The 21199-nt window shown below is 75.7% G+C and carries 18 protein-coding genes; 12 read left to right on the top strand and 6 right to left on the bottom strand.

The annotated features are described in order from the left end of the window. Positions 1 to 72: 72 nt before the first annotated feature. Both U5M74_RS10595 and U5M74_RS10590 read right to left on the bottom strand, forming a co-directional pair. Positions 73 to 804: an MIP/aquaporin family protein gene (locus tag U5M74_RS10595; RefSeq protein ID WP_410908832.1), complete on the bottom strand. Its 732-nt coding sequence runs from the start codon at positions 802 to 804 to the stop codon at positions 73 to 75. Positions 805 to 880: 76 nt separating this feature from the next. Beyond that, entirely contained in the window at positions 881 to 2626 is a 1746-nt protein-coding gene (locus U5M74_RS10590; RefSeq protein WP_410908830.1) for a glycerol-3-phosphate dehydrogenase/oxidase, read from the bottom strand. Positions 2627 to 2756: 130 nt separating this feature from the next. Between U5M74_RS10590 and U5M74_RS10585 the strand changes: the two genes are divergently transcribed. The 3 genes from U5M74_RS10585 (at position 2757) to U5M74_RS10575 (ending at position 5178) form a co-directional block, all read left to right on the top strand. After that, positions 2757 to 3812 (top strand): sugar-binding transcriptional regulator, encoded by a 1056-nt coding sequence (locus tag U5M74_RS10585; RefSeq protein WP_410908828.1) that lies wholly within the window; start codon positions 2757 to 2759, stop codon positions 3810 to 3812. Between the two features lie 35 nt (positions 3813 to 3847). Further along, positions 3848 to 4435: an amino-acid N-acetyltransferase gene (locus U5M74_RS10580; protein ID WP_410909008.1), complete on the top strand. Its 588-nt coding sequence runs from the start codon at positions 3848 to 3850 to the stop codon at positions 4433 to 4435. Positions 4436 to 4515: 80 nt separating this feature from the next. Continuing rightward, positions 4516 to 5178, top strand: coding sequence for an AIM24 family protein (locus tag U5M74_RS10575; RefSeq protein ID WP_410908826.1), 663 nt, complete (start codon positions 4516 to 4518; stop codon positions 5176 to 5178). A 21-nt stretch (positions 5179 to 5199) separates the two neighbouring features. Here the strand turns inward: U5M74_RS10575 and U5M74_RS10570 are convergent, their stop codons facing one another. Then, positions 5200 to 6168, bottom strand: coding sequence for an A/G-specific adenine glycosylase (locus U5M74_RS10570; RefSeq protein ID WP_410908824.1), 969 nt, complete (start codon positions 6166 to 6168; stop codon positions 5200 to 5202). Positions 6169 to 6739: 571 nt separating this feature from the next. Between U5M74_RS10570 and U5M74_RS10565 the strand changes: the two genes are divergently transcribed. After that, positions 6740 to 7627: a hypothetical protein gene (locus U5M74_RS10565; RefSeq protein WP_410908822.1), complete on the top strand. Its 888-nt coding sequence runs from the start codon at positions 6740 to 6742 to the stop codon at positions 7625 to 7627. A gap of 3 nt (positions 7628 to 7630) precedes the next feature. On the opposite strand, the gene disA is transcribed toward U5M74_RS10565, so the two are convergent. Both disA and radA read right to left on the bottom strand, forming a co-directional pair. Next, on the bottom strand, positions 7631 to 8713 hold the full coding sequence (gene disA, locus U5M74_RS10560) for a DNA integrity scanning diadenylate cyclase DisA (RefSeq protein WP_069984662.1): 1083 nt from the start codon (positions 8711 to 8713) through the stop codon (positions 7631 to 7633). A 66-nt stretch (positions 8714 to 8779) separates the two neighbouring features. Further along, the gene (gene radA / locus U5M74_RS10555; RefSeq protein WP_410908820.1) at positions 8780 to 10213 is read right to left on the bottom strand and encodes a DNA repair protein RadA; all 1434 of its coding nucleotides are present in this window, start codon (positions 10211 to 10213) and stop codon (positions 8780 to 8782) included. 119 nt (positions 10214 to 10332) lie between these two features. Between radA and U5M74_RS10550 the strand changes: the two genes are divergently transcribed. The 7 genes from U5M74_RS10550 (at position 10333) to U5M74_RS10520 (ending at position 18409) form a co-directional block, all read left to right on the top strand. Continuing rightward, positions 10333 to 10971: a hypothetical protein gene (locus U5M74_RS10550; RefSeq protein ID WP_410908818.1), complete on the top strand. Its 639-nt coding sequence runs from the start codon at positions 10333 to 10335 to the stop codon at positions 10969 to 10971. A 61-nt stretch (positions 10972 to 11032) separates the two neighbouring features. Further along, positions 11033 to 11917, top strand: coding sequence for a pyrroline-5-carboxylate reductase (gene proC / locus U5M74_RS10545; RefSeq protein WP_410908816.1), 885 nt, complete (start codon positions 11033 to 11035; stop codon positions 11915 to 11917). Beyond that, entirely contained in the window at positions 11914 to 13002 is a 1089-nt protein-coding gene (locus U5M74_RS10540) for a LacI family DNA-binding transcriptional regulator (protein ID WP_410908814.1), read from the top strand. The genes proC and U5M74_RS10540 overlap by 4 nt, the downstream gene beginning before the upstream one ends. Before the next feature lie 118 nt (positions 13003 to 13120). Beyond that, positions 13121 to 14743: a xylulokinase gene (locus U5M74_RS10535; RefSeq protein ID WP_410909007.1), complete on the top strand. Its 1623-nt coding sequence runs from the start codon at positions 13121 to 13123 to the stop codon at positions 14741 to 14743. Positions 14744 to 14833: 90 nt separating this feature from the next. Continuing rightward, positions 14834 to 15541 (top strand): L-ribulose-5-phosphate 4-epimerase, encoded by a 708-nt coding sequence (locus U5M74_RS10530; RefSeq protein ID WP_410908812.1) that lies wholly within the window; start codon positions 14834 to 14836, stop codon positions 15539 to 15541. Between the two features lie 46 nt (positions 15542 to 15587). After that, complete coding sequence (gene araA / locus U5M74_RS10525; RefSeq protein WP_410908810.1) at positions 15588 to 17096, top strand: L-arabinose isomerase; 1509 nt, start codon at positions 15588 to 15590, stop codon at positions 17094 to 17096. Positions 17097 to 17098: 2 nt separating this feature from the next. Further along, the gene (locus tag U5M74_RS10520) at positions 17099 to 18409 is read left to right on the top strand and encodes an FAD-binding protein (RefSeq protein WP_410908808.1); all 1311 of its coding nucleotides are present in this window, start codon (positions 17099 to 17101) and stop codon (positions 18407 to 18409) included. An 88-nt stretch (positions 18410 to 18497) separates the two neighbouring features. On the opposite strand, the gene U5M74_RS10515 is transcribed toward U5M74_RS10520, so the two are convergent. Next, positions 18498 to 19520 (bottom strand): LacI family DNA-binding transcriptional regulator, encoded by a 1023-nt coding sequence (locus U5M74_RS10515; RefSeq protein WP_410908806.1) that lies wholly within the window; start codon positions 19518 to 19520, stop codon positions 18498 to 18500. Between the two features lie 239 nt (positions 19521 to 19759). Here U5M74_RS10515 and U5M74_RS10510 point away from each other — a divergent pair, with 239 nt between their 5' ends. Beyond that, a complete protein-coding gene (locus tag U5M74_RS10510; RefSeq protein WP_410908804.1) occupies positions 19760 to 21061 on the top strand; it encodes an extracellular solute-binding protein in 1302 nt (433 codons plus the stop codon). Positions 21062 to 21199 lie beyond the last annotated feature (138 nt).

The raw sequence follows: 21199 nt of genomic DNA, 5'->3' as shown, positions 1-21199 counted from the left end.
GCGGGGATGGGTGCCGGCCGGGGCCGGCGGTGGGCCGGGCGGGCGCGCCAGGGCGACGCGCCCGCCCGGGGGTCACAGGTAGATGCGCCCGAGGAGGCCGCCCAGGATGCCGCCGATGAGCGGGCCGACCACGGGCACCCAGGAGTACGACCAGTCGCTGCTGCCCTTGCCGCGGATGGGCAGCACGGCGTGGGCGATGCGCGGGCCGAGGTCGCGGGCAGGGTTGATGGCGTAGCCGGTGGGGCCACCGAGCGAGGCGCCGATCGCGACCACGACGAGGGCCACCGCCAGCGGGCCGATCATCGTGGGCGTCTCACCCTGGATGACGATCCAGAAGATCAGCACGAACGTGGCGATGATCTCGGTGACGAGGTTCCAGCCGTAGGAGCGGACGGCCGGCCCCGTGGAGAAGACCGCCAGCTTGGTGCCCGGGTCGGCGTCCTGGTCGAAGTGCCGCTTGTAGGCGAGGAAGGCGGCGATCGCACCCAGGAACGCGCCGAGGAACTCGCCGGCGAAGTACACCAGCGCGTTGACGAAGCTGGGCTCGATCGTGCCGACGACGTCGTTGTCGGCGAACGGCAGGTCCGCGGTCCACAGGCCCACGGTCACGGCGGGGTTGAGGTGCGCGCCGCTGCGGTACGCCGCGTACACGCCGATGAACACGGCCAGGCCCCACCCGAAGTTGATGAGGAGCCAGTCGGGGCCGAAGCCCTTGTTCTTCGGCAGGATGACGTTGGCGACCACACCGGCGCCGAGGAGGATCAGCAGCCCGGTGCCGAGTACCTCGGACCAGAAGGCTGTCATGAGCGAAGAATCCATGTCGGTTCGGTTCCTCTCTGAGGCGCTGTAGGGACGTCGTTGTCCGGCACCGACGACGGTGCTACGGCTGCAGCGGGACCATCCCCGCCACGTCCGCGGCCTGCAGGCGGGCCTGCGCGGCCGACTCGTCGTCGGGCTCCTGGGAGGCGGCCTGGTAGGCGGCCACCCGGTCACGGTAGGCCGTGAGCTCGGCCTGGCGCGCGGCGTCGTCCCAGCCCAGCACGGGTGCGACGACGTCGGCGATCTCGGGCAGGGCCGCCAGGCCGCTGTCCGGGACCTCGTAGACGAGGCGCGTGCGGTGCAGCAGCACGTCCTCCAGGTGCAGGGCGCCCTCGTGGGACGCCCCGTAGTACACCTCCGCGCGCAGGTAGGCGGGAGCGTGCTCGAGCGGGCGGGCCAGGGACGGGTCGGCCTCGCACAGCTCGACGATCTCGGCCAGGTTGGAGCCGTACCGGTGCAGCAGGTGGTCGACCATCGGCGGGGTCCACCCGAACCGCTTGGCCCAGGTGCGCGCCTGGCGCCGGACCGCCTGCAGACCCACGGCACCCTCGAGGGGGATGTCGTGGGTGATCGACGGCAGCGCGGCCGCGCGCTGGCCGATGGCGTGGTCCACCGCGTCCTTGGCCATGATCCGGTAGGTGGTGAGCTTGCCGCCGGCGATGACGGACAGCCCCGGCGTCGGGCTCGCGACGGTGTGCTCGCGGCTGACCTTCGCCGAGCTGGTGCCCTCCTTGGTGCCCGGCTGCAGCAGCGGCCGCAGGCCCGCCCACGTCCCGATGACGTCCTCGCGGGTCAGCGGGTGCGCCAGGACCGCGTTGGCGTGGTCGAGCACGTAGTCGATGTCCGCCGCGGTGGGCACGGGGTGCACGAGGTCCTCGGTCCACGGCGTGTCCGTGGTGCCGATGACCCAGTACCGCGACCACGGGATGACGAACAGCACCGACTTCTCGGTCTGCAGGATCAGCCCGACGTCGCCGCGGATCCGCTCGCGCGGCACGACGATGTGGACGCCCTTGGACGCGAGCACGCGCAGGCCGCCCTCGGACCCGGCCAGGGCCTCGGTCTCCTCGGTCCACACGCCGGTGGCGTTGATGACGTGGCGGGCGCGCACGGTGATCTCGCGCCCGCTCTCCAGGTCGACGACGACGGCGCCGTTGACGGCGCCGGACGACGTCTGGGTGAGGCCGACGAGCTGGGTGCGGCTGGCGGCGTGCGCGCCGTAGCCCGCGGCCGTGCGCACGAGCGTGGCGACGAGGCGGGCGTCGTCGACCGACGCGTCCCAGTACTGCACGGCACCGATCGCCGCGTCGTGCGCCAGGTCGGGGAACTTGTGCTCCATCCGCCGGCGGGTCAGGTGGCGGTGCAGGGGCATCGCCCGCTTGCCGGGCGCGACGGCGGCGAGCGTGTCGTACAGCGCGATGCCGGCGCCCACGTACGCGCGCTCCCACACGCGGTGCTCCAGCGGGTAGAGGAACGGCACCGGGCGCACCAGGTGGGGCGCGATCTGCTTGAGCAGCAGGTCGCGCTCGGTGAGCGCCTCGTGCACGAGGTGGAAGTCGAGCATCTGCAGGTAGCGCAGGCCGCCGTGGACGAGCTTGCTGCTGCGGCTCGAGGTGCCGGAGCCCCAGTCCTGCGCCTCGACGATCGCCGTCGACAGGCCGCGGGTCACGGCGTCGAGGGCGATGCCGGCGCCGGTGACCCCGCCGCCGATCACGAGGACGTCCAGCTCGCCGCTGGGCGTCGTGGAGGCCTCGAGCGCGGACAGTGCCTGGGCCCGCGACTCGGCCGTCAGTCGGTTGGACGCCATCGGGTTTCCTTCCTCGCGGTGTCCGGGCTAACGTCACACTTCGGGAACGTTCGCGCAAGCGCTGTGCACAAACGTGCATCGGTGTGACGCCCGTCGCACCGGACGATCCGGGACAGGAGGCGCGAAAAGCATGTCGGACCGCGACCGCGAGGTGGTCATGGCGGCGACCATGTACTACCTGCAGGACCTGACGATGGAGACCATCGCCAAGCACCTGCGCACGTCGCGCTCCACCGTGTCGCGCCTGATCAAGCGGGCCCGCGAGGAGGGCATCGTCGAGATCACGCTGCGGCCCGCGCACTCCCGCGCCCCTGGCCTCGGCCAGCAGATCGCCGCCACCTACGGCATCGACGCCTACGTGGTGCCCGTGCCGGACTCGGCGACGCTCGAGGACCGGCTCGAGCAGGTGGCCATGGCCACCGCCCGGCTGCTGACGCGATGGTTCGACTCCGAGATGGTGCTCGGGGTCGCCTGGGGCACCACGCTCGCCGCGATCGCCCGCCACCTGCCGCGCAAGCCCACCCGCGGCTCGGAGGTGGTGCAGCTCAACGGCGCCGCCAACACCCGCACCTCGGGCGTGAGCTACGCCGGCGACCTCATCGCCGGCTTCGGCGCGGCGTTCGACGCCCACGTGCACCACTTCCCGGTGCCCGCGTTCTTCGACTACGCGGAGACCAAGGCCGCCATGTGGCGCGAGCGGTCCATCCGCCGGGTGCTCGACGCCCAGGCGCGGGCCGACATCGCGCTGTTCTCCGTCGGCGCGCTGACCGGCGGGCTGCCCTCGCACGTCTACGCCGGCGGCTACCTCGAACCGGAGGACCTCGCCGTGCTCGACGCCGCCGGCGTGGTCGGCGACGTGTGCACGGTGTTCCTGCGGGCCGACGGCACCTACCGCGACATCCCCATCAACCGGCGCGCCACCGGCCCGGCCCCGCACCAGCTGCGCCGGATCCCGCGGCGGCTGTGCGCCGTGGCCGGCGACAACAAGGTGGCCGGCCTGCGCGCGGCGCTCGCGGCGGGCGTCGTGACCGACCTCGTCATCGACGAGCGGACGGCCGCCGGGCTGATGCGTGGCGTGCGGGCGCGGCGGCCCGAGGCGCTGCGCTCCGAGGTGGTGCCGGCAGAGGGCCTGCCGCTCGTCCACCGGGCGACGCCGTCGCGGCCGGTGGACGCGGACGTACAGTGACGACCGTGCCCGACCCCAGCAGCGCGCCCCGTTCCCTGACGATCCCGGCGGCGGCGCGGTCCGGCCCCGGCGGCGTCGTCGTGCGCGCCGCGCTGCCGGCAGACGTGCGCGCCGTGCGGGCGCTGGTGGAGCCGTACGCCGAGCAGCGGATCCTGCTGGCCAAGGAGATGGTCGGCTACTTCGAGGCGGTGCAGGAGTTCGTCGTCGCCGAGGCGCCGGAGCCCTCCGGCGAGCACGGCGCGGCCGACGGCGGCACGCCCGACGGCGGCCGGGCGGGCGGCGTCGTCGCCTGCGGCGCGCTGCACGTCATGTGGGACGACCTGGCGGAGATCCGCACGCTGGCCGTGCACCCCGACTGGCTGGGCCACGGCCTGGGCCACGCGGTCGTCGAGGCGCTCCTCGACCGGGCGCGGGCCCTGGGCCTGTCGCGGGTGTTCTGCCTGACCTTCGAGGTCGAGTTCTTCCGCCGCCACGGGTTCGAGGAGATCGAGGGCACGCCCGTGGCGCCCGAGGTCTACGCCGAGCTGCTGCGCTCGCACGACGACGGCGTCGCCGAGTTCCTCGACCTGGCCCGCGTGAAGCCCAACACCCTCGGCAACACGCGGATGCTGCTCACGCTCTGACCCGCGCGGGCACGGGACGATCGGACCGACCCGCCGGCGACCCGGCCGGCACCACCCGACCCACCCGACGGAGGCCCACCATGCGCAGCGAGCTCTTCGCCGCCCGGCACGCCGAGCAGAATCTCGACCAGCGCTGGACGCAGCAGTCGCCCCGGATGCTGCGCGGGCTGGTCACGCCGGACGCCCCCATGATCGCGACCAAGGGCGCGATGGTGGCCTACCAGGGGAACGTCGCGTTCCGGCACCAGGGGTCCGCGTCGATGGGCCAGCTGCTCAAGAAGGTGGTGACCAACGAGGACACGCCGATGATGCGGGTCGAGGGGCACGGCGAGGTGTTCTTCGCGCGCGCCGCGGCGAACATCTTCCTCATGTACCTCGAGGGCCCGCAGGACGCCCTGACGGTCAGCTCGGCCAACCTGCTGGCGTTCGACGCTGGCCTCGCGTGGGACATCCGGCGGGTGCGGGGCGTCGGCTCGCTAGCCAGCGGCGCGGGCCTGTTCAACCTGGAGATCTCCGGGCAGGGCGTAGTGGCCGTCTGCTGCCAGGGCGAGCCGATGATCCTCGACTGCGCCACGCCGACGTTCGTCGACCCGCAGGCCGCCGTGTGCTGGTCGGCGTCGCTGGCGCCGGGCGTCCGCACGGACGTCAACCTCGGCACGCTCGTCGGCCGCGGCTCCGGCGAGAGCTTCCAGATGGCCTTCCACGGCCAGGGCTTCGTGGTGGTGCAGCCCGCCGAGATGTGAGGCGGCGCGGGCCGGGCGCGGTCAGTCCCGCGGGAGGTGGTAGGCGCCCGCGGCGTCCTGCTCCACGAGCCCGTCCTCGACGAGGCCCGCCAGGCAGCGGGTCACCTGCGCCGCGTCCGGCGCGCCCGTCGTCCGCGGCCCGGTGGCGGGGGCCGTGTCGAGCGCGGTGTCGAGCGCCGCACGGTCCACGGCGCCCGGGGCGCCGCGCAGCACCGCCATGATCCGGCCGCGGCACTGGCGGTCGGTGCCGTGCCAGGACTGGGTCCTGCGGCGCCCGGCGTGCGCGTCGGGCGGGCTGCCGGCCGCGCGCCAGGCGCACAGGTCCGCCACGGGGCACGCCGCGCAGCGCGGCGCGCGCGCCGTGCACACCAGCGCGCCGAGCTCCATGGACGCCGCCGCCCAGCGTGCGGCGGCCGCGTCGTCGTCGGGCACGGCCGCGGCGGCGGCCGCGCGCTCCGCCGCCGTGGGCGACGGCGCGGGCAGCGCGGCGCCGGTCACCGCCCGCGCCAGCACGCGGCGCACGTTGGTGTCGACGACGACGGAGCGCCGCCCGAACGCGAACGCCCGCACGGCGGCCGCCGTGTACTCGCCGATGCCCGGCAGCGCGCGCAGCGCCTCCTCGTCGTCGGGCACCTCCCCGCCGTGCCGCTCGACGACGGCGCGGGCGCACTCCTGCAGGCGCAGCGCGCGGCGCGGGTAGCCGAGGCGGTCCCACGCGCGCAGGACGTCGGCGGTGGGCGCCGCGGCGAGGTCGGCGGGCGTGGGCCAGCGCTCCATCCAGGCCCGCCACGCGGGCTCGACCCGCACCACGGGGGTCTGCTGCAGCATCACCTCGCTGACCAGCACCGACCACGGCGTGCGCTCCGGCCGCCGCCACGGCAGGTCGCGCGCCGCGCCGGCGAACCACGTCACCACACGCTCGACGAGCTCGCCGACGGCCGCCGCGTCGGTGGCGTCCGGGCGCGGCGCGGTCGTGGGGGAGGCAGGCACGGGTCCATCCTCTCAGCGCGTCCGGCGGCGCCGTGCGGCCCGCCCTCGCCGAGGCTCCGGTGCTCCGGTGCCCTGGCGCGCCGGTGCTCCGGCCCGTGGGCGACGGCACGGCGCCGGCGCGCGGCGCGGCTCCCCGGGGCGCCGAGACGCAGGACTTACCCTGCCGACACGGTCCCCGACCGGCGCGCGACCGCGTCCCGGCCGGGGATCCAGCACCGACCCGCACCACGACAGCACGGAGGACCCCGTGGCAAGCGCCGACGACCGCCCGGCCTCGTCGCCGCGCTCCGGCGCCGGCCGTGGTGGGTCCGCGGCCGGCCGTGGGGCGTCGGGTCGCGGCGCGTCCGGCGGCAGCGGCGCGCGAGGGAGCGCGGTGGGCCGCGGCGGCGCGGCCGGCCGGGCGACCGGCGGCGGCGCGCCCGGCAAGGAGACGTCCGGGCAGCCCCGGCCCCAGCGAGGCGGAGCGACGCAGCCCCGGTCCGCGTCGGGCGGCGCCTCGGCGCGGGCTGCGCGCCCCGCCGCGGGCGGCAGCGCCGGGCAGGGCAGCACGCGGCGACGCGACGAGCGGGTCGTGAGCACCCACGGGTTCCAGGCCCCCGGGGCGGCGGCCGGCGGCTCGACGGTCCGGCCGCGCCGGGCCACCGGCGGCGCCGCGCCGGGGCGCACGTCGTCCGCCCGCACGTCGTCCGCCCGCACGTCGTCCGCCCGCACGTCGTCCGCCCGCACGTCCTCGACACGGCCCTCCGCCCGTCGGACGTCCACCCGGCCGCCGGGGCGCGCGACCGTCTCCGCCGGCCGCCGGCGGCTCGTCGGCGCCGTCCTCGTCCTGACCGTGCTCGTCGCCCTCGGCGCCGCGGCCGGCTACGGCGTGGGCCGCGGCGTGCAGGCGGTGCGCGACGTGTGGCCGGACCCGGTGCCCCGGCTCGAGGCGCAGAAGGTGGCCGCGCCCGACCCCGCCGAGATGGGCGGGCCGTCGCGCCCCTGCCCGGCCTCGAGCCTGACGCTCGGCCTCGCGCCGGACCACGCCCAGGCCGACGTCGGCGAGTCCTTCGCGTTCGTCGTCACCATCACCAACTCGGGGCGGCGGCCCTGCATCGTCGACGGGTCCGGCGTCAACCGCCGGATCACGGTCGCCGACGCCACGGGCCAGGCGGTGTGGACGTCGGCGCACTGCACCTCGGGCGAGCGGCAGCTGCTGCTCGGTCCCGGCGACGTGGACAGCAAGACGATCCGCTGGTCGGGCAAGCGCTCGGTCGCAGGGGACTGCACCACGGGCCAGGCCACCGTGCCCGCCGGCACCTACACCGCGCAGGTGTCGGTCGCCTCGGTGGAGGGCGCCGTGGGCGAGCCGGTGACGCTCACGGTTGGGGACCCGGCGCCCGCGTCGCCCGCGGCTGCGGGTGCCGCGGGGACGCCGGCCGGACCGACGACGCCCGCGCCGTCGCAGTCCGCGGGCTGACGGTCAGACGTAGCGCTCGAGGATGCTGGACTCGGCCAGCCGGGACAGGCCCTCGCGCACGGCCCGCGCGCGCTGCTCGCCGACGCCGTCGACGGTCATGAGGTCGTCCACGCTGGCGGCCAGCAGCTTCTGCAGGCCGCCGAAGTGCGCCACGAGGCGGTCGATGATGGCGCCCGGCAGGCGCGGCACCTTCGACAGCAGGCGGTAGCCGTGCGGGGCGACGGCGGCGTCGAGCGCGATGCCGGCGCCGGGCAGCTCGAGCACGCGGCCGATCTGGCCGAGGTCGAGCAGCTGCCCCGAGTCGAGCACGGCGAGGTCGGCCTGCACGTCGGCCAGGGTGCGGCCCGATCGCTCCAGGTCCACGTAGTCGCGGATGACGAACTCGCTGTCCGACCCGATGCCGCCGATGAGCTCGTCGAGCTGCAGGGCCAGCAGGCGGCCGTCGACGCCGAGCTCGATGACGTAGCCGGCGATCTCCTCCGAGATGCGGCGCACCATCTCCAGGCGCTGCACCACGGAGCACACGTCGCGCACCGTGACCAGGTCCTCGATCTCGAGCGCGGACAGCGTGCCCGACACCTCGTCGAGGCGCGCGCGGTAGCGCTCGAGGGTGGCCAGGGCCTGGTTGGCGCGGCCGAGGATGGTGTCGGAGTCCTCCAGCACGTGCCGCTGGGCGCCCACGTAGAGCGCCACGATGCGCATGGACTGGCTGACGGAGATGACGGGGAAGCCGCTCTGCTTGGCCACCCGCTCGGCCGTGCGGTGACGGGTGCCGGACTCGCTGGTCTCGATGGTGGGGTCCGGCAGCAGCTGCACCGCAGCACGGCGGATGCGCGTGGCGTCCCGGTCGAGGACGACGGCGCCGTCCATCTTGCTCAGCTCGCGCAGGCGTGTGGCGGAGAAGGCGACGTCGAGCACGAACCCGCCGGAGCACATCTCCTCGACCGTCTTGTCGAGCCCGAGCACGATCAGCGCGCCGGTGCGGCCGCGCAGGATGCGCTCGAGACCGTCACGCAGCTCGGTCCCGGGGGCGACTGCTGCCAGGGTCTCCCGGAGCAGGTCGTCGGGGGCGGGAGTGGGGGGCACAGCACAAATCCTACGGTGTCGGGGGCCGCATCGGCCGAGGAATTACGTACGCGTCGGCACGGATCTTCAGCGCTCGCGCCGGCCCAGGCCGACCAGGTCGACGGCCTCGGCGACGTGACCGGCCTGGAGCACCCGCAGCCCGGCCGGCGGCTTGGCGTCGGTGCCGGCCGGCACGACGGCCGCGGTGAAGCCGAGCCGGGCCGCCTCCGACAGCCGGCGGGCCAGGCCGGCGACCGGGCGCAGGTCCCCGGCGAGGCCGACCTCCCCGAAGGCGACGGTGCCGGCCGGCAGCGCGTCGCCCGTGCGGGCCGAGACGATGGCCAGCGCCGCCGCGAGGTCGGCGGCGGGCTCGGTGACCTTCGCCCCGCCCACCGTGGACAGGTAGACGTCCTGGTCGGCGAGCCGCAGCGAGGCGTGCCGGTGCAGGACGGCGAGGATCATCGCCAGGCGGGAGGAGTCGACGCCGTTCGTGGTGCGCCGCGGGTTGGCCAGCGGCGACGGGGCCACCAGCGACTGGATCTCCAGCGCCAACGGCCGGCGCCCCTCGAGGGTCACCGTGACGCACGAGCCGGGCACCCCGGCGCCGAGGTGGGACAGGAACAGCCCGCTGGGGTCCGCCAGGCCGGTGATGCCGGACTCGGACAGGTCGAAGCAGCCGACCTCGTCCGTGGGGCCGAAGCGGTTCTTCACGGCGCGCACCATCCGCAGCCGCGAGTGCCGGTCGCCCTCGAACTGGCAGACGACGTCGACGAGGTGCTCGAGCGTGCGCGGGCCGGCCACCGTGCCGTCCTTGGTCACGTGGCCCACGAGCAGCACGGGCACCTGCCGGGCCTTGGCCGCCGCGATGAGCGCGGCGGCGACCTCGCGCACCTGGCTCACGCCGCCGGGGGCGCCGTCCACCTCGGCCGAGGCGATCGTCTGCACGGAGTCGACCACCAGCAGGGCGGGGTCGGTGGCCTCGACGTGGCCGAGCACGGTGCCGAGGTCGGTCTCGGCCGCGAGCAGCAGCGTGCGCGCCAGCGCCCCGACGCGCTCGGCGCGCAGGCGCACCTGGCCGGCGGACTCCTCGCCGGTGACGTAGAGGACGGTGCGGCTCTCCCGGTCCCCGGCGTCCCCGGTGCCCTCGGCATACTTCGAGGCGACCTCGAGCAGCAGCGTCGACTTGCCCACGCCGGGCTCGCCGGCGAGCAGCACCACCGCGCCGGGCACCAGCCCGCCGCCCAGCACCCGGTCGAGCTCGGCCACGCCGGTGGGGGTGGCGCGCGCCGAGTCGACGTCGATCTCCGCGATGGGCCGCGCCGCGGAGCGCACCGGCGTGACGGCGACGGTGCGCGGGCCTGCGGCGGCCGGGCCGTCCTCCGCCACCGTGCCCCACGACTGGCACTCGCCGCAGCGGCCCACCCACTTGGCGGTGGTCCACCCGCACTCGGTGCAGCGGTAGGCGGGCTTGGCGGCCTTGCCGGCGGCCCGAGGGGCGCGTGCGGACGTCGAGGTGGTCACGCCGACACGCTAGGCCGGGCCACCGACACCGCCGTCGGCGCCCGTAGGCTTCCGCCCGCAGCGACGACACGCGACACCGACACGCGACACCGAGACGCGGGACCACGGAGGGGACGACCATGGCGCAGCCGCACGGACCGGGCGGCGCGGGGCGCGCACGCGGGGCGCGGGACGCCGCGGCGGGGCGCCGCGTGCGGCTGCTCGCGGGCGCGGCCGGCGGCGTGGTCGTGGCCGTGGCGCTGCTGACGGCCCTCGTGTGGCCCGGCTTCGCCCTGCCGGCCGAGCCGGCTCCGGCGGCCACCGTCACCGCGCCCCCGCCGTCGCCGACCGTGTCCCCGGCGGCCCGCGAGGGCGAGCAGACCGAGCTCACGGACGCCCTGCCCGACACGGTGCTGCAGTACGCGCAGCGCGGGTTCGCCGAGAGCACCACGTGGGGCGCGCAGGACGACGTCGTCGAGGCGTGGGAGATCACCTACGCCGACGGCGCGGGCGCCGGCGCCGTCGAGATCACCGTGCAGGTGGGCCAGTGGGCGGACGAGCCCGCCGCGGAGGGCTTCGCGGCCGCGTGGCTCGAGGACGCCGGCGAGCCCGCCGAGGAGGGCGAGGTCACGGTCGGCGACGAGGTCACGGGGGCCTACGCCGTCGTGCCCGGCGCCGACGGCGCCGCCACCGTGATGTGGCGCAACGGCACGGTCGTCATCACGGCCACGGGCCCGGCCGACGCCGTCGAGGACCTCTACTCGGCCTACCCCCTCTGACCTCGCGGGCGCGTGCCCACCGGCGCCCGCACCGGTCCACCGGCCGCGTACCGTGGGCCGCGTGAACCTCAGCGCCACCACCGTCGCCGTCCTCGGCGCCGGCGCCATGGGGGAGGCCGTCCTCGCGGGCGCCCTCCGGTCCGGCGTCGCCCCCGAGCACCTGACCGCCACCGCCCGCCGCCCCGAGCGCGCGCAGCACCTCACCGAGCGCTTCGGCGTGCCGACGACTGCGGACAACGCCGCGGCCGCCGCCGGCGCCGACGTCGTCGTGCTCGCCGTCAAGCCCAAGGACATGGCGGGCCTCCTCGCCGTCGTCGGGCCGGCGCTGCGGCCCGGCGCGGTGGTCGTGTCGGTGGCCGCCGGGCTGTCCACCGCGTGGTTCGAGGACCGGCTGCCGGCGGGCACCGCCGTCGTGCGCGTCATGCCGAACACGCCGTCGGCCATCGGCGCGGGCGCCGCGGCGGTCAGCGGCGGCGCCGCCGTGACGCCCGAGCAGCTCGACCTCGTCGAGGCCGTGCTGCGCGGCTCCGGCGTGGTGGTGCGCGTGGCGGAGAAGGACCAGGACGCCGCGGCCGCCGTCTCCGGCAGCGGCCCGGCGTACGTCTTCTACGTGGTCGACGCGATGACCGAGGCCGGCGTGCTGGTCGGTCTGCACCGCGACCTCGCCCGGCGGCTCGCGGTGCAGACCGTGCTGGGCGCGGCGCAGCTGCTCGACGAGACCGGCGAGCACCCGGTGATCCTGCGCGAGCGCGTGACCTCGCCGGGCGGCACCACCGCCGCGGCGCTGCGGGCGCTCGACGACGGCGGCGTGCGCGCCGCGTTCGCGGACGCGATCGAGGCGGCCCGCGACCGCTCGCGCGAGCTGGCGGCGGAGCTGTCCCGGTCGGGCGCGCCCGCGCCGGCCCCCGTGAGCGCCGGCGCCCCGGCCGCCGCGGAGCGCGGATGAGCATGGCCCCGGGCCGGGTGGCGCCGCCGCGCCCGCCGTCGATGGCGGACGTGGCGGCGCTGGCGGGCGTGTCCCACCAGACCGTCTCGCGCGTGCTCAACGACCACCCGAGCGTGCGGCCCAGCACGCGCGAGCGGGTGGTCGCCGCGATCGCGGAGCTCGGCTACCGGCCCAACGTCGCCGCGCGGGCGCTGGCGACGGCGCGCTCGGGAACCCTCGGGATCCTCACCATGGGCAGCGCCCACCACGGGCCCTCGAGCACCGTCGTCGCCGTCGAGGCGGCGGCACGGGCGCGGGGGTACTTCGTGTCCATCTCGTCCCTCGGCTCGTACGACGCCGGCTCGGCGCGCTCGGCGGTGGAGCACCTGCTCGACCAGCGCGTCGAGGGCCTCGTCGTGGTGGCGCCGATCGCCGCGGTCGCGGAGGTCGTCGACGACCTGGTCACGGCCGAGCCGGTCGTCGTCGTGGCGGCGATCGAGGACGCCGAGGGCTCGACGACCCGGCACGTCTACGTCGACCAGCGGCTCGGCGCGCGGCTCGCGACGGAGCACCTGCTGGACCTCGGCCACACGCGGGTGGCGCACGTCTCCGGCCCGCCCGGGTGGGTGGACGCCCAGGTGCGCCGCGCCGGGTGGCGCGAGGTGCTGGCCGGCCGCGGCCTGGAGCCGCACGAGTACGAGGCGGGGGACTGGACGGCGGCGCGCGGGTACGAGGTGGGCCTGCGCGTGGCCGCCGAGGTCGCCGCGGGCGACGGCCCGACGGCGGTGTTCGCCGGCAACGACATGCTCGCCCAGGGCATGCTGCGCGCGCTGTGGGAGCAGGGGGTCGTGGTGCCGCGGGACCTGTCCGTGGTCGGGTTCGACGACCTCGAGGGCTCCGGCTACCTGGTGCCGGCGCTGACGACGGTCCGCCAGCCGTTCCAGGCGCTCGGGCAGGCGGCGCTGGAGGCGCTGCTCGCCGAGCCCGCGGAGCGGGCCTCGCGCGGGCCGGCCGCCGTCATCGCGCCGGAGCTGGTGGTCCGGGGCAGCACCGCCGCGCCGCGCGGCACCCAGGGGAGCACGGCGGTGGCGGACCGCTCGGTGTGAGCGCTAACATCCGACGACGGGCGAGACGCCCGGCGAGGCCGGTAAGGAACGACGCCCGCGACGGAGCCGGGCGAGGACGGAGCAGCTGGCGATGGTGCAGCAGGACGGGCCCGGCGGCATGACCGGCGGCGCGACCGACGTGACCGGCGGCGCGACGGGCGCCGCGCGGGAGGCGATCACCGCGGGCCGCGCGACCCTCGGCATCGAGCTCGGCTCGACGCGGATCAAGGCGTGCCTGATCGGCCCCGACCACGTGCCCGTCGCCACGGGCAGCCACGCGTGGGAGAACGACCTCCTCGACGGTGTGTGGACCTACTCGCTCGACGACGTCTGGGCCGGCCTGCAGGCCAGCGTCGCGGCGCTGGCGGCCGACGTCGAGCAGCGCTACGGCGTGCGCCTCACCACCCTCGCGGGCCTCGGCGTCTCGGCGATGATGCACGGCTACATGGCGTTCGACGCCGACGGCGAGCTGCTCGTGCCGTTCCGCACCTGGCGCAACACCAGCACCGGGCGGGCGGCCGCCGAGCTGACCGACCTGTTCGGGTTCAACGTGCCGCTGCGCTGGTCGGTGGCGCACTACTACCAGGCCGTGCTCGACCACGAGGAGCACGTGCCGCAGGTCGCCTCCCTCACCACGCTCGCCGGCTACGTGCACCGGCGCCTCACCGGCCGCGACGTCCTCGGCGTCGGCGACGCCTCGGGCATGTTCCCCATCGACCCGGCCACCCACGACTACGACGCGACGATGCTCGCCCGGTTCGACGAGCTGGTCTCGCCGCGCCGCCCCGGCCTGCGCCTGCGCGACCTGCTGCCCGAGGTGCTCGTCGCCGGCCAGGAGGCCGGCACGCTGACCGAGGAGGGCGCCGCGCTGCTCGACCCGACCGGCGCGCTGCGCGCCGGCGTGCCGGTGTGCCCGCCGGAGGGCGACGCGGGCACCGGGATGGTGGCCACCAACTCGGTGGCGCCGCGCACCGGCAACGTCAGCGCCGGCACCAGCATCTTCGCCATGGTGGTGCTCGAGAAGCCGCTGCGCCGCGTGCACCACGAGCTCGACGTCGTCACCACCCCCGCCGGCGACCTCGTGGCGATGGTGCACTGCAACAACGGCGCCAGCGAGCTCAACGCCTGGGCCGGCCTGCTCGGCGAGCTGCTCGCGGCCACCGGCCGCCCCACCGAGCCCGACGACGTCTTCCGCGCGCTGTTCCGCGCCGCCCTCGACGGCGACGCCGACGGCGGCGGCCTGCTCGCCTACAACTACCTGGCCGGCGAGCCGATCACGGGCCTGGACGAGGGCCGCCCGCTGGTCGTGCGCACCCCGGGCAGCCGCCTGACGCTGGCGAACTTCGCCCGCACGCAGATCTACGGCGTCTTCGGCACGCTCGCGCTCGGCATGCGCGTGCTGGCGGCCGAGGACGTGGCGCTCGACGCGATGTTCGCCCACGGCGGCATGTTCCGCACCGAGGGCGTGGCCCAGCGCCTGCTCGCCGCGGCCATCGGCGCGCCCGTCGCCGTCGGCGAGACCGCCGGCGACGGCGGCGCCTGGGGCATCGCCGTGCTCGCGGCCTACGCCGCCGCCGGCAGCGGCCAGGACCTCGGCACCTACCTGGCCGAGCGCGTCTTCGCCGACGCCCGCCTCGACGTCGTCGAGCCCGCCGCGGCCGACGAGGAGGGCTTCGCGGCGTACCTCGAGCGCTACGCCGCCGGCCTGGCGGTGGAGCGCGCCGCCACGCAGGCGCTCTGACGCCCGGCACCCCGTCGCGGCCCCGCACCAGCCCCGCACCACCCCCGCACCAGCCCCGCACCACACCCGGACGCAGGAGAGACACCCCTGATGAGCACCCCCACCGAGGTCCCCGCCGCCCTGCGCGCGGCCGTCGACGAGGCCAAGGAGCGCGTCGCGCGCCTGCACGCCGAGCTGCCCCGCTGGGAGCTCGTCGTGTGGACCGCCGGCAACGTCTCCGAGCGCGTGCGCGGGACCGCCGGCGACGGCAGCGACGACCTGCTGGTCATCAAGCCGTCCGGCGTCTCCTACGACGAGCTCACCGCCGGGTCGATGGTCGTGTGCGACCTCGACGGCAACCTCGTCGAGGGCGAGCGCGCGCCGTCGTCGGACACCGCCGCCCACGCCTACGTGTACAAGCACATGGACCACGTCGGCGGCGTCGTGCACACGCACTCCACCTACGCCACGGCGTGGGCCGCGCGCGGCGAGGAGATCCCCTGCGTGCTGACGATGATGGCCGACGAGTTCGGCGGCCCGATCCCCGTGGGCCCGTTCGCGATCATCGGCGACGACTCGATCGGCCGCGGCATCGTGGAGACGCTCACCGGCCACCGCAGCCGCGCGGTGCTCATGCGCAACCACGGCCCCTTCACCATCGGCAAGGACGCCAAGGACGCGGTCAAGGCCGCCGTCCTGCTCGAGGAGGTCGCGCGCACGGTGCACGTCTCCCGCCAGGTGGGCGAGCCGCTGCCGATCGAGCAGCAGTACGTCGACAGCCTCTACGACCGCTACCAGAACGTCTACGGCCAGCACTGACGCTGCCGGCTCCCACCGCACCACCCGTACCCCAGGAAGGACGACGATGACCAAGCCCTACGCCGACCGCGAGGTGTGGTTCTTCACCGGCAGCCAGGACCTCTACGGCGAGGACGTGCTGGCCCAGGTCGCCGAGCAGTCGCAGGAGGTCGCCCGCGCGCTCGACGCGTCCGACGACGTGCCCGTCACGGTCGTGTGGAAGCCGGTCCTCAAGGACTCGGCCGCCATCCGCCGCGCCATGCTCGACGCCAACAGCGACGACAAGGTGCTCGGCGTCATCACGTGGATGCACACCTTCAGCCCGGCGAAGATGTGGATCACCGGCCTGGACGCGCTGCGCAAGCCGCTGCTGCACCTGCACACCCAGGCCAACGTCGAGCTCCCGTGGTCGGAGATCGACATGGACTTCATGAACCTCAACCAGGCCGCGCACGGCGACCGCGAGTACGCGTACATCGCCACGCGCCTGGGCGTCGCCCGCACCACCGTGGTGGGCCACGTGTCCAACCCGGCCGTCACCAAGCGGGTCGGCACCTGGGTGCGCGGCGCCGCCGGCTGGGCCGCCACGCACGAGCTCACCCTGGTGCGCTTCGGCGACAACATGCGCAACGTCGCCGTCACCGAGGGCGACAAGACCGAGGCCGAGCTGCGCTTCGGCGTCTCGGTGAACACCTGGGGCGTCAACGAGCTGGTCGCGGCGGTCGACGCCGTCGACGAGGCCACCGTCGACGCGCTGGTCGCCGAGTACTCCGAGCGCTACGACGTCGCGCCCGAGCTGCGCCGGGGCGGCGACCGCCACGAGTCGCTGCGCTACGCGGCCCGCCAGGAGGCCGCCATGGAGGCCTTCCTCACCGAGCGCGGCGCGAAGGCGTTCACGACCAACTTCGAGGACCTCGGCGCGCTGCGCCAGCTGCCCGGCCTGGCCGTGCAGCGCCTCATGGAGAAGGGCTACGGCTTCGGCGCCGAGGGCGACTGGAAGACCGCCGTCCTGGTGCGGGCCGCCAAGGTCATGGGCGAGGGGCTGCCGGGCGGCGCCTCCCTCATGGAGGACTACACCTACGACCTCACGCCGGGCAGCGAGCTCATCCTCGGCGCCCACATGCTCGAGGTCTGCCCGACGCTGACCACCTCGACGCCGCGCATCGAGATCCACCCGCTGGGCATCGGCGGCAAGGAGGACCCGGTCCGCATGGTGTTCGACACCGACCCGGGCGAGGCCGTGGTCGTGTCGCTCGCCGACATGCGCGACCGCTTCCGCCTCACCGCGAACGTCGTCGACGTCGTGGCGCCGTCGCACGAGCTGCCGAAGCTCCCGGTCGCGCGCGCCGTGTGGAAGCCGCGTCCCGACTTCGCCACCTCGGCCGAGTCGTGGCTGACCGCCGGCGGCGCGCACCACACCGTGATGTCCACGGCCGCCGGCGTCGAGGCGTTCGAGGTGTTCGCCAACATCGCCCGCACCGAGCTGCTCGTCATCGACGAGAGCACCACGCGCCGCGGGTTCGCCGACCAGGTGCGCTGGAACCAGGTCTACTTCAAGCTCGCCGAGGGGCTGTGACCGTGGCCGAGAACCCGACGCCCGGCCCCGTCCCGGGCACCGAGCCGGGGGAGAACTGGTCGCGCAGCCTCGCCTACACGGCGCGCGAGCTGGTGGCGCCGCGCACGGTCGAGGAGCTGCGCCAGGTGGTGCTCGCCGCCGACCGCGTGCACGTGGTCGGCTCGCGGCACTCGTTCAGCCCCGTCGCGGACACCGACGGCGTGCTGGTCGACGTCACCGCGCTGCCGACGTCGATCATCGTCGACGCCGAGGCGCGGACCGTCACGGTCTCCGCCGGGGTGCGGCACGCGGCGCTCGCCGAGGCGCTGCACGCGCAGGGCTGGGCCTTGCGCAACCTCGCCTCCCTGCCGCACATCTCCGTGGCGGGCGCGGTGGCGACCGGCACGCACGGCTCCGGCACCCGGACCGGCAGCCTCGCCACCCAGGTGGCCGGGCTGCGCGTGCTCACCGGCGAGGGCGAGGTCGTCGAGCTCGGGCGCGAGGAGGCGGCCGCGGCCGCGGTGCACCTCGGCGCGCTCGGCGTCGTGCTCGACGTGACGCTCGACGTCGTGCCCACGTTCGAGGTGCGCCAGCAGGTGTTCGACGGCGTGCGCTGGGACGCGGTCGGCGACGACCCCTCCGGCCTGCTCGGCAGCGCCTACTCGGTGAGCGTGTTCACCGACTGGGCCGGCGACGGGCCGCAGCAGGTCTTCGTCAAGGCGGCCTCCGCCGAGGAGCTGGCCGCGGCGGGCGAGGTGCTCGCCGCCGCCGGCGGCACGCCGGTGACCGAGCGGCGGCACCCGATCCTCGGGCTGCCGGCCGAGGCAGCCAACGAGCAGGGCGGCGTGCCCGGCCCGTGGCACGCGCGGCTGCCGCACTTCCGCGCCGACCACACCCCGAGCGCGGGGGAGGAGATCCAGTCGGAGTACCTGCTGCCCGGCGACCGGGTCGCCGAGGCCGTCAAGGCGATGCGCGGCCTGAGCGACGTCGTGACGCCGCTGCTGCAGGTCGCCGAGCTGCGCAGCGTGGCCGCGGACGAGGCGTGGGCCAGCCCCACGTCGCGCGCCCTGGCCGACGGCGGGTCGGCGGACTGGTTCGTCGGCTTCCACTTCACGTGGGTCAAGGACGCCGCGGCGGTCGGCCGCGCGCTGCCCGCGGTCGAGGAGGCCCTGCTGCCGCTGGGCGCCCGCCCGCACTGGGGCAAGGTCTTCACGCCGGACCTGCCGGCGGCCGACCTCTACCCGCGGATCGGCCACCTGCGCGAGCTGGCCGAGCGGCTCGACCCGCGGCGGCGGTTCGTCAACGCGTTCCTCGAGCGGCACGGGGTGCGCTGATCCCGGCCTTTGCTGTTGTGGGTACAGAACACGCCGTGCGGATCACGATCCGCACGGCGTGTTCTGTACCCACAGCGAGCTGGGCGGCTCAGCCCACCGTGGAGTCGCGCACCACCACCCGCGGCTCGATGGCCTCGACGCCCGGCTCGGCGGCGCCGTCGAGCGCGCCGAGCAGCCGCTGCACGGCCCGCCGGCCCATCTCCTCGAACCGCATGTCGACGCTGGTCAGGCCCGGACGGGCGCCCTCGACCATGGGGGACCAGTTGTCGAAGCCCATGACGGCCACGTCCTGCGGCACGCGCACCCCGCGGTCGTGCAGCGCGTCGAGGACGCCGCGGGCGACCTGGTCGCTGCCGACCAGGACGGCGTCCACGTCGGCGTGCTCCTCGAGCACCGCTGCCGCGGCGGCGCGGCCCCACGCCTCGGTCCAGGCGCCGAACCGCGGCGGGCCGACGAGGTCCAGGCCGGCCTCGGCGAGGGCCTCGGTGGCCCCGCGCACGCGGTCGTGGGCGGCGGCGTACGTGGGGTCGCCGGTGACGTGCGCGATGCGCCGCCGGCCGGTGGACAACAGGTGCTCCACGGCCAGGCGGCCGGCGCGGACGTTGTCGGCGACGACCGACATGTCGCCGGGCTCGGCCGACGGGGCGTAGACGTACACGACCGGGACGGCGACCTTCTCGCTCAGCGGCGGGCGCGGATCGGTCTTGGAGCCCACCACGATGAGGCCGTCGACGCGCCGGCCGAGCAGCGCGCGCAGGTGGTAGCGCTCGCGGATGGCGTCGCCGCGGGCGTCGCAGAGGAACACCGACATCTGGCCGGCGCCGGTGGCGTCCTCCGCGCCCATGAGGATGGGCAGCGAGAACCGGCCCTCGAGGTCGCTGGTGAGCAGCCCGAGCGTGCCGGTCTGGCCGGCGACGATGGCGCGGGCCAGGGAGTTGGGCGTGAAGGCGAGCCGGTCGGCGACCTCCTTGACGCGCCGGCGCGTCTCGGGGTGCACCTGGGAGCGGCCGTTGAGGGCCTTGGAGGCGGTGGCCACCGAGACCCCCGCGAGCTGGGCGACGTCGCGCAGCGTCACCTTGCGGGGACGGGTGGCGTCGGGCGTCGTGGTCACGCGGACGGGCTCCCTCCTGCACGGCGTGGCCGCCGGGCGTGGTCGAAAACTACCCCAGCCGAGTTGTCTCTTGCCACCGTTCCACACCGGTGCTACGTTCGCCGAAAAGGGTTTCGGGTCGTTTCGAGGACAGCACGTCGTCGAGCCCCGCACCCTCCTCGCCCCGCCGCAGCGCCGCGGCGACGGGGCGCGTCGCACGGCCCCGCCCGGGGCCGCCCGTCACGTCACCTGGAGCACCGATGAGGAACCACCGCAAGGACGCGATGCCGACCCGCCGCGTCGCCCGACTCGGCCTGACCGCCACCGCCGCGCTGTCCGCGCTCGCGCTCACCGCCTGCTCCGGCGGCGGCGGCGGGGGCGGCACCGGCGGCGGCGACGCCACCCAGGGCGGGGGTGCCGACACCGTCACCGTCTGGCACTACTTCTCGGACGAGCAGCAGGTCCGGCTCATGGACGAGTACAAGGCCAAGTTCGAGGCGGAGCACGAGGGCAGCACCGTGGAGAACGTGTTCGTGCCCTACGACCAGATGAACTCGAAGCTCATCTCGGCCGCCGGCGCCGGGCAGGGCCCGGACGTGGTGGTCTTCAACGGCGCCGAGGCGTCCACCCTCGCCCTCGGCGGCGCGCTCGCCCCGATGGACGAGTACTGGGACGCCTACGAGGACGCCGACCAGTTCCCCGAGGCGGTCATCCACGAGGTCGACGGCACCATGTACGCCGCCCAGGGCTACGTCAACCTCCTGGGCCTCTGGTACAACAAGGACATCCTCGACGAGATCGGGGTCGAGCCGCCCACCACGGTGGAGGAGCTCGAGGCCGCCATGGCCAAGGCCAAGGAGGCCGGCCACCAGGGCATCACGCTCTCCGGGCTGCCGCAGTCGCAGGGCGAGTGGCAGGCCTACCCGTGGATCACCGACGCCGGCTTCACGTACGAGGCGCCCGACGCCGGCGCCCTCCAGGCCGGCCTCGAGCGGGTCCGTGGCTGGGTCGACCAGGGCTGGCTGCCCCAGGAGGCCGTCAACTGGGACCAGACCGTGCCGTTCCAGCAGTTCGCCGCCGGCAGCTTCGCCTTCGCCGCGAACGGCAACTGGCAGATGGGCACCGCCGAGGCGGACGCCGACTTCGAGTACGGCGTCGTGCCGCTGCCGCTCGGCGACACCGGCAAGGTGTACCTCGGCGGCGAGGGCGAGGCCATCGGCGCGTTCAGCGACAACCCCGACCTCGCGTGGGAGTACCTGACGTCGACGTACTTCGACGCCGACGGCCAGCTGCTCGCCCCGGAGATCGTCGGCTCGATCCCGTCGCGCGCCGACGCCGCGCAGGCCGACGTCGTGACCGGCAACGAGCTGCTCGCGCCGTTCGCGGAGACCACCGAGAAGTTCGGCGCCAACTACCCCGACGCCGTCGTGCCGCCGGAGGCCGTCGCCGACCTGCAGCTCGCCGTCGGCCAGGCCTGGAGCGCCGCCATCGGCGGGCAGAAGTCGCCGGCGGACGCCGCTCAGGGCGCCGTGACGACGGTCGAGGGGCTGCTGGGCTCATGACCGCCTCCGCCCCGAGCGTCGGCGCCGCGGCCCCGGCCGCGGCGCCCCCCGGGCGGCCGGCGGGGGCGGCCCGGCGGGGGGGGCCCGCCCCCGCCGCCCCCCCCCCCCCCCCCACGGGGCGGGCCCCCCGCGGGAAAC

Source organism: Puerhibacterium sp. TATVAM-FAB25, assembly GCF_046535855.1.
In the GTDB taxonomy this organism is placed as follows: domain Bacteria; phylum Actinomycetota; class Actinomycetes; order Actinomycetales; family Cellulomonadaceae; genus Puerhibacterium; species Puerhibacterium variabilis_A.
Note: the sequence above shows the minus strand (reverse complement) of the source record. Positions and strands in the feature narration are given on the sequence as shown.

Excerpts from the sequence above, each read along its gene's own strand:
- U5M74_RS10595 (WP_410908832.1), bottom strand. The coding sequence starts at position 804 with ATGACAGCCTTCTGGTCCGAGGTACTCGGCACCGGGCTGCTGATCCTC.
- U5M74_RS10590 (WP_410908830.1), bottom strand. The coding sequence starts at position 2,626 with ATGGCGTCCAACCGACTGACGGCCGAGTCGCGGGCCCAGGCACTGTCC.
- U5M74_RS10585 (WP_410908828.1), top strand. The coding sequence starts at position 2,757 with ATGTCGGACCGCGACCGCGAGGTGGTCATGGCGGCGACCATGTACTAC.
- U5M74_RS10575 (WP_410908826.1), top strand. The coding sequence starts at position 4,516 with ATGCGCAGCGAGCTCTTCGCCGCCCGGCACGCCGAGCAGAATCTCGAC.
- U5M74_RS10550 (WP_410908818.1), top strand. The coding sequence starts at position 10,333 with ATGGCGCAGCCGCACGGACCGGGCGGCGCGGGGCGCGCACGCGGGGCG.
- U5M74_RS10540 (WP_410908814.1), top strand. The coding sequence starts at position 11,914 with ATGAGCATGGCCCCGGGCCGGGTGGCGCCGCCGCGCCCGCCGTCGATG.
- U5M74_RS10535 (WP_410909007.1), top strand. The coding sequence starts at position 13,121 with ATGACCGGCGGCGCGACCGACGTGACCGGCGGCGCGACGGGCGCCGCG.
- U5M74_RS10530 (WP_410908812.1), top strand. The coding sequence starts at position 14,834 with ATGAGCACCCCCACCGAGGTCCCCGCCGCCCTGCGCGCGGCCGTCGAC.
- araA (WP_410908810.1), top strand. The coding sequence starts at position 15,588 with ATGACCAAGCCCTACGCCGACCGCGAGGTGTGGTTCTTCACCGGCAGC.
- U5M74_RS10510 (WP_410908804.1), top strand. The coding sequence starts at position 19,760 with ATGAGGAACCACCGCAAGGACGCGATGCCGACCCGCCGCGTCGCCCGA.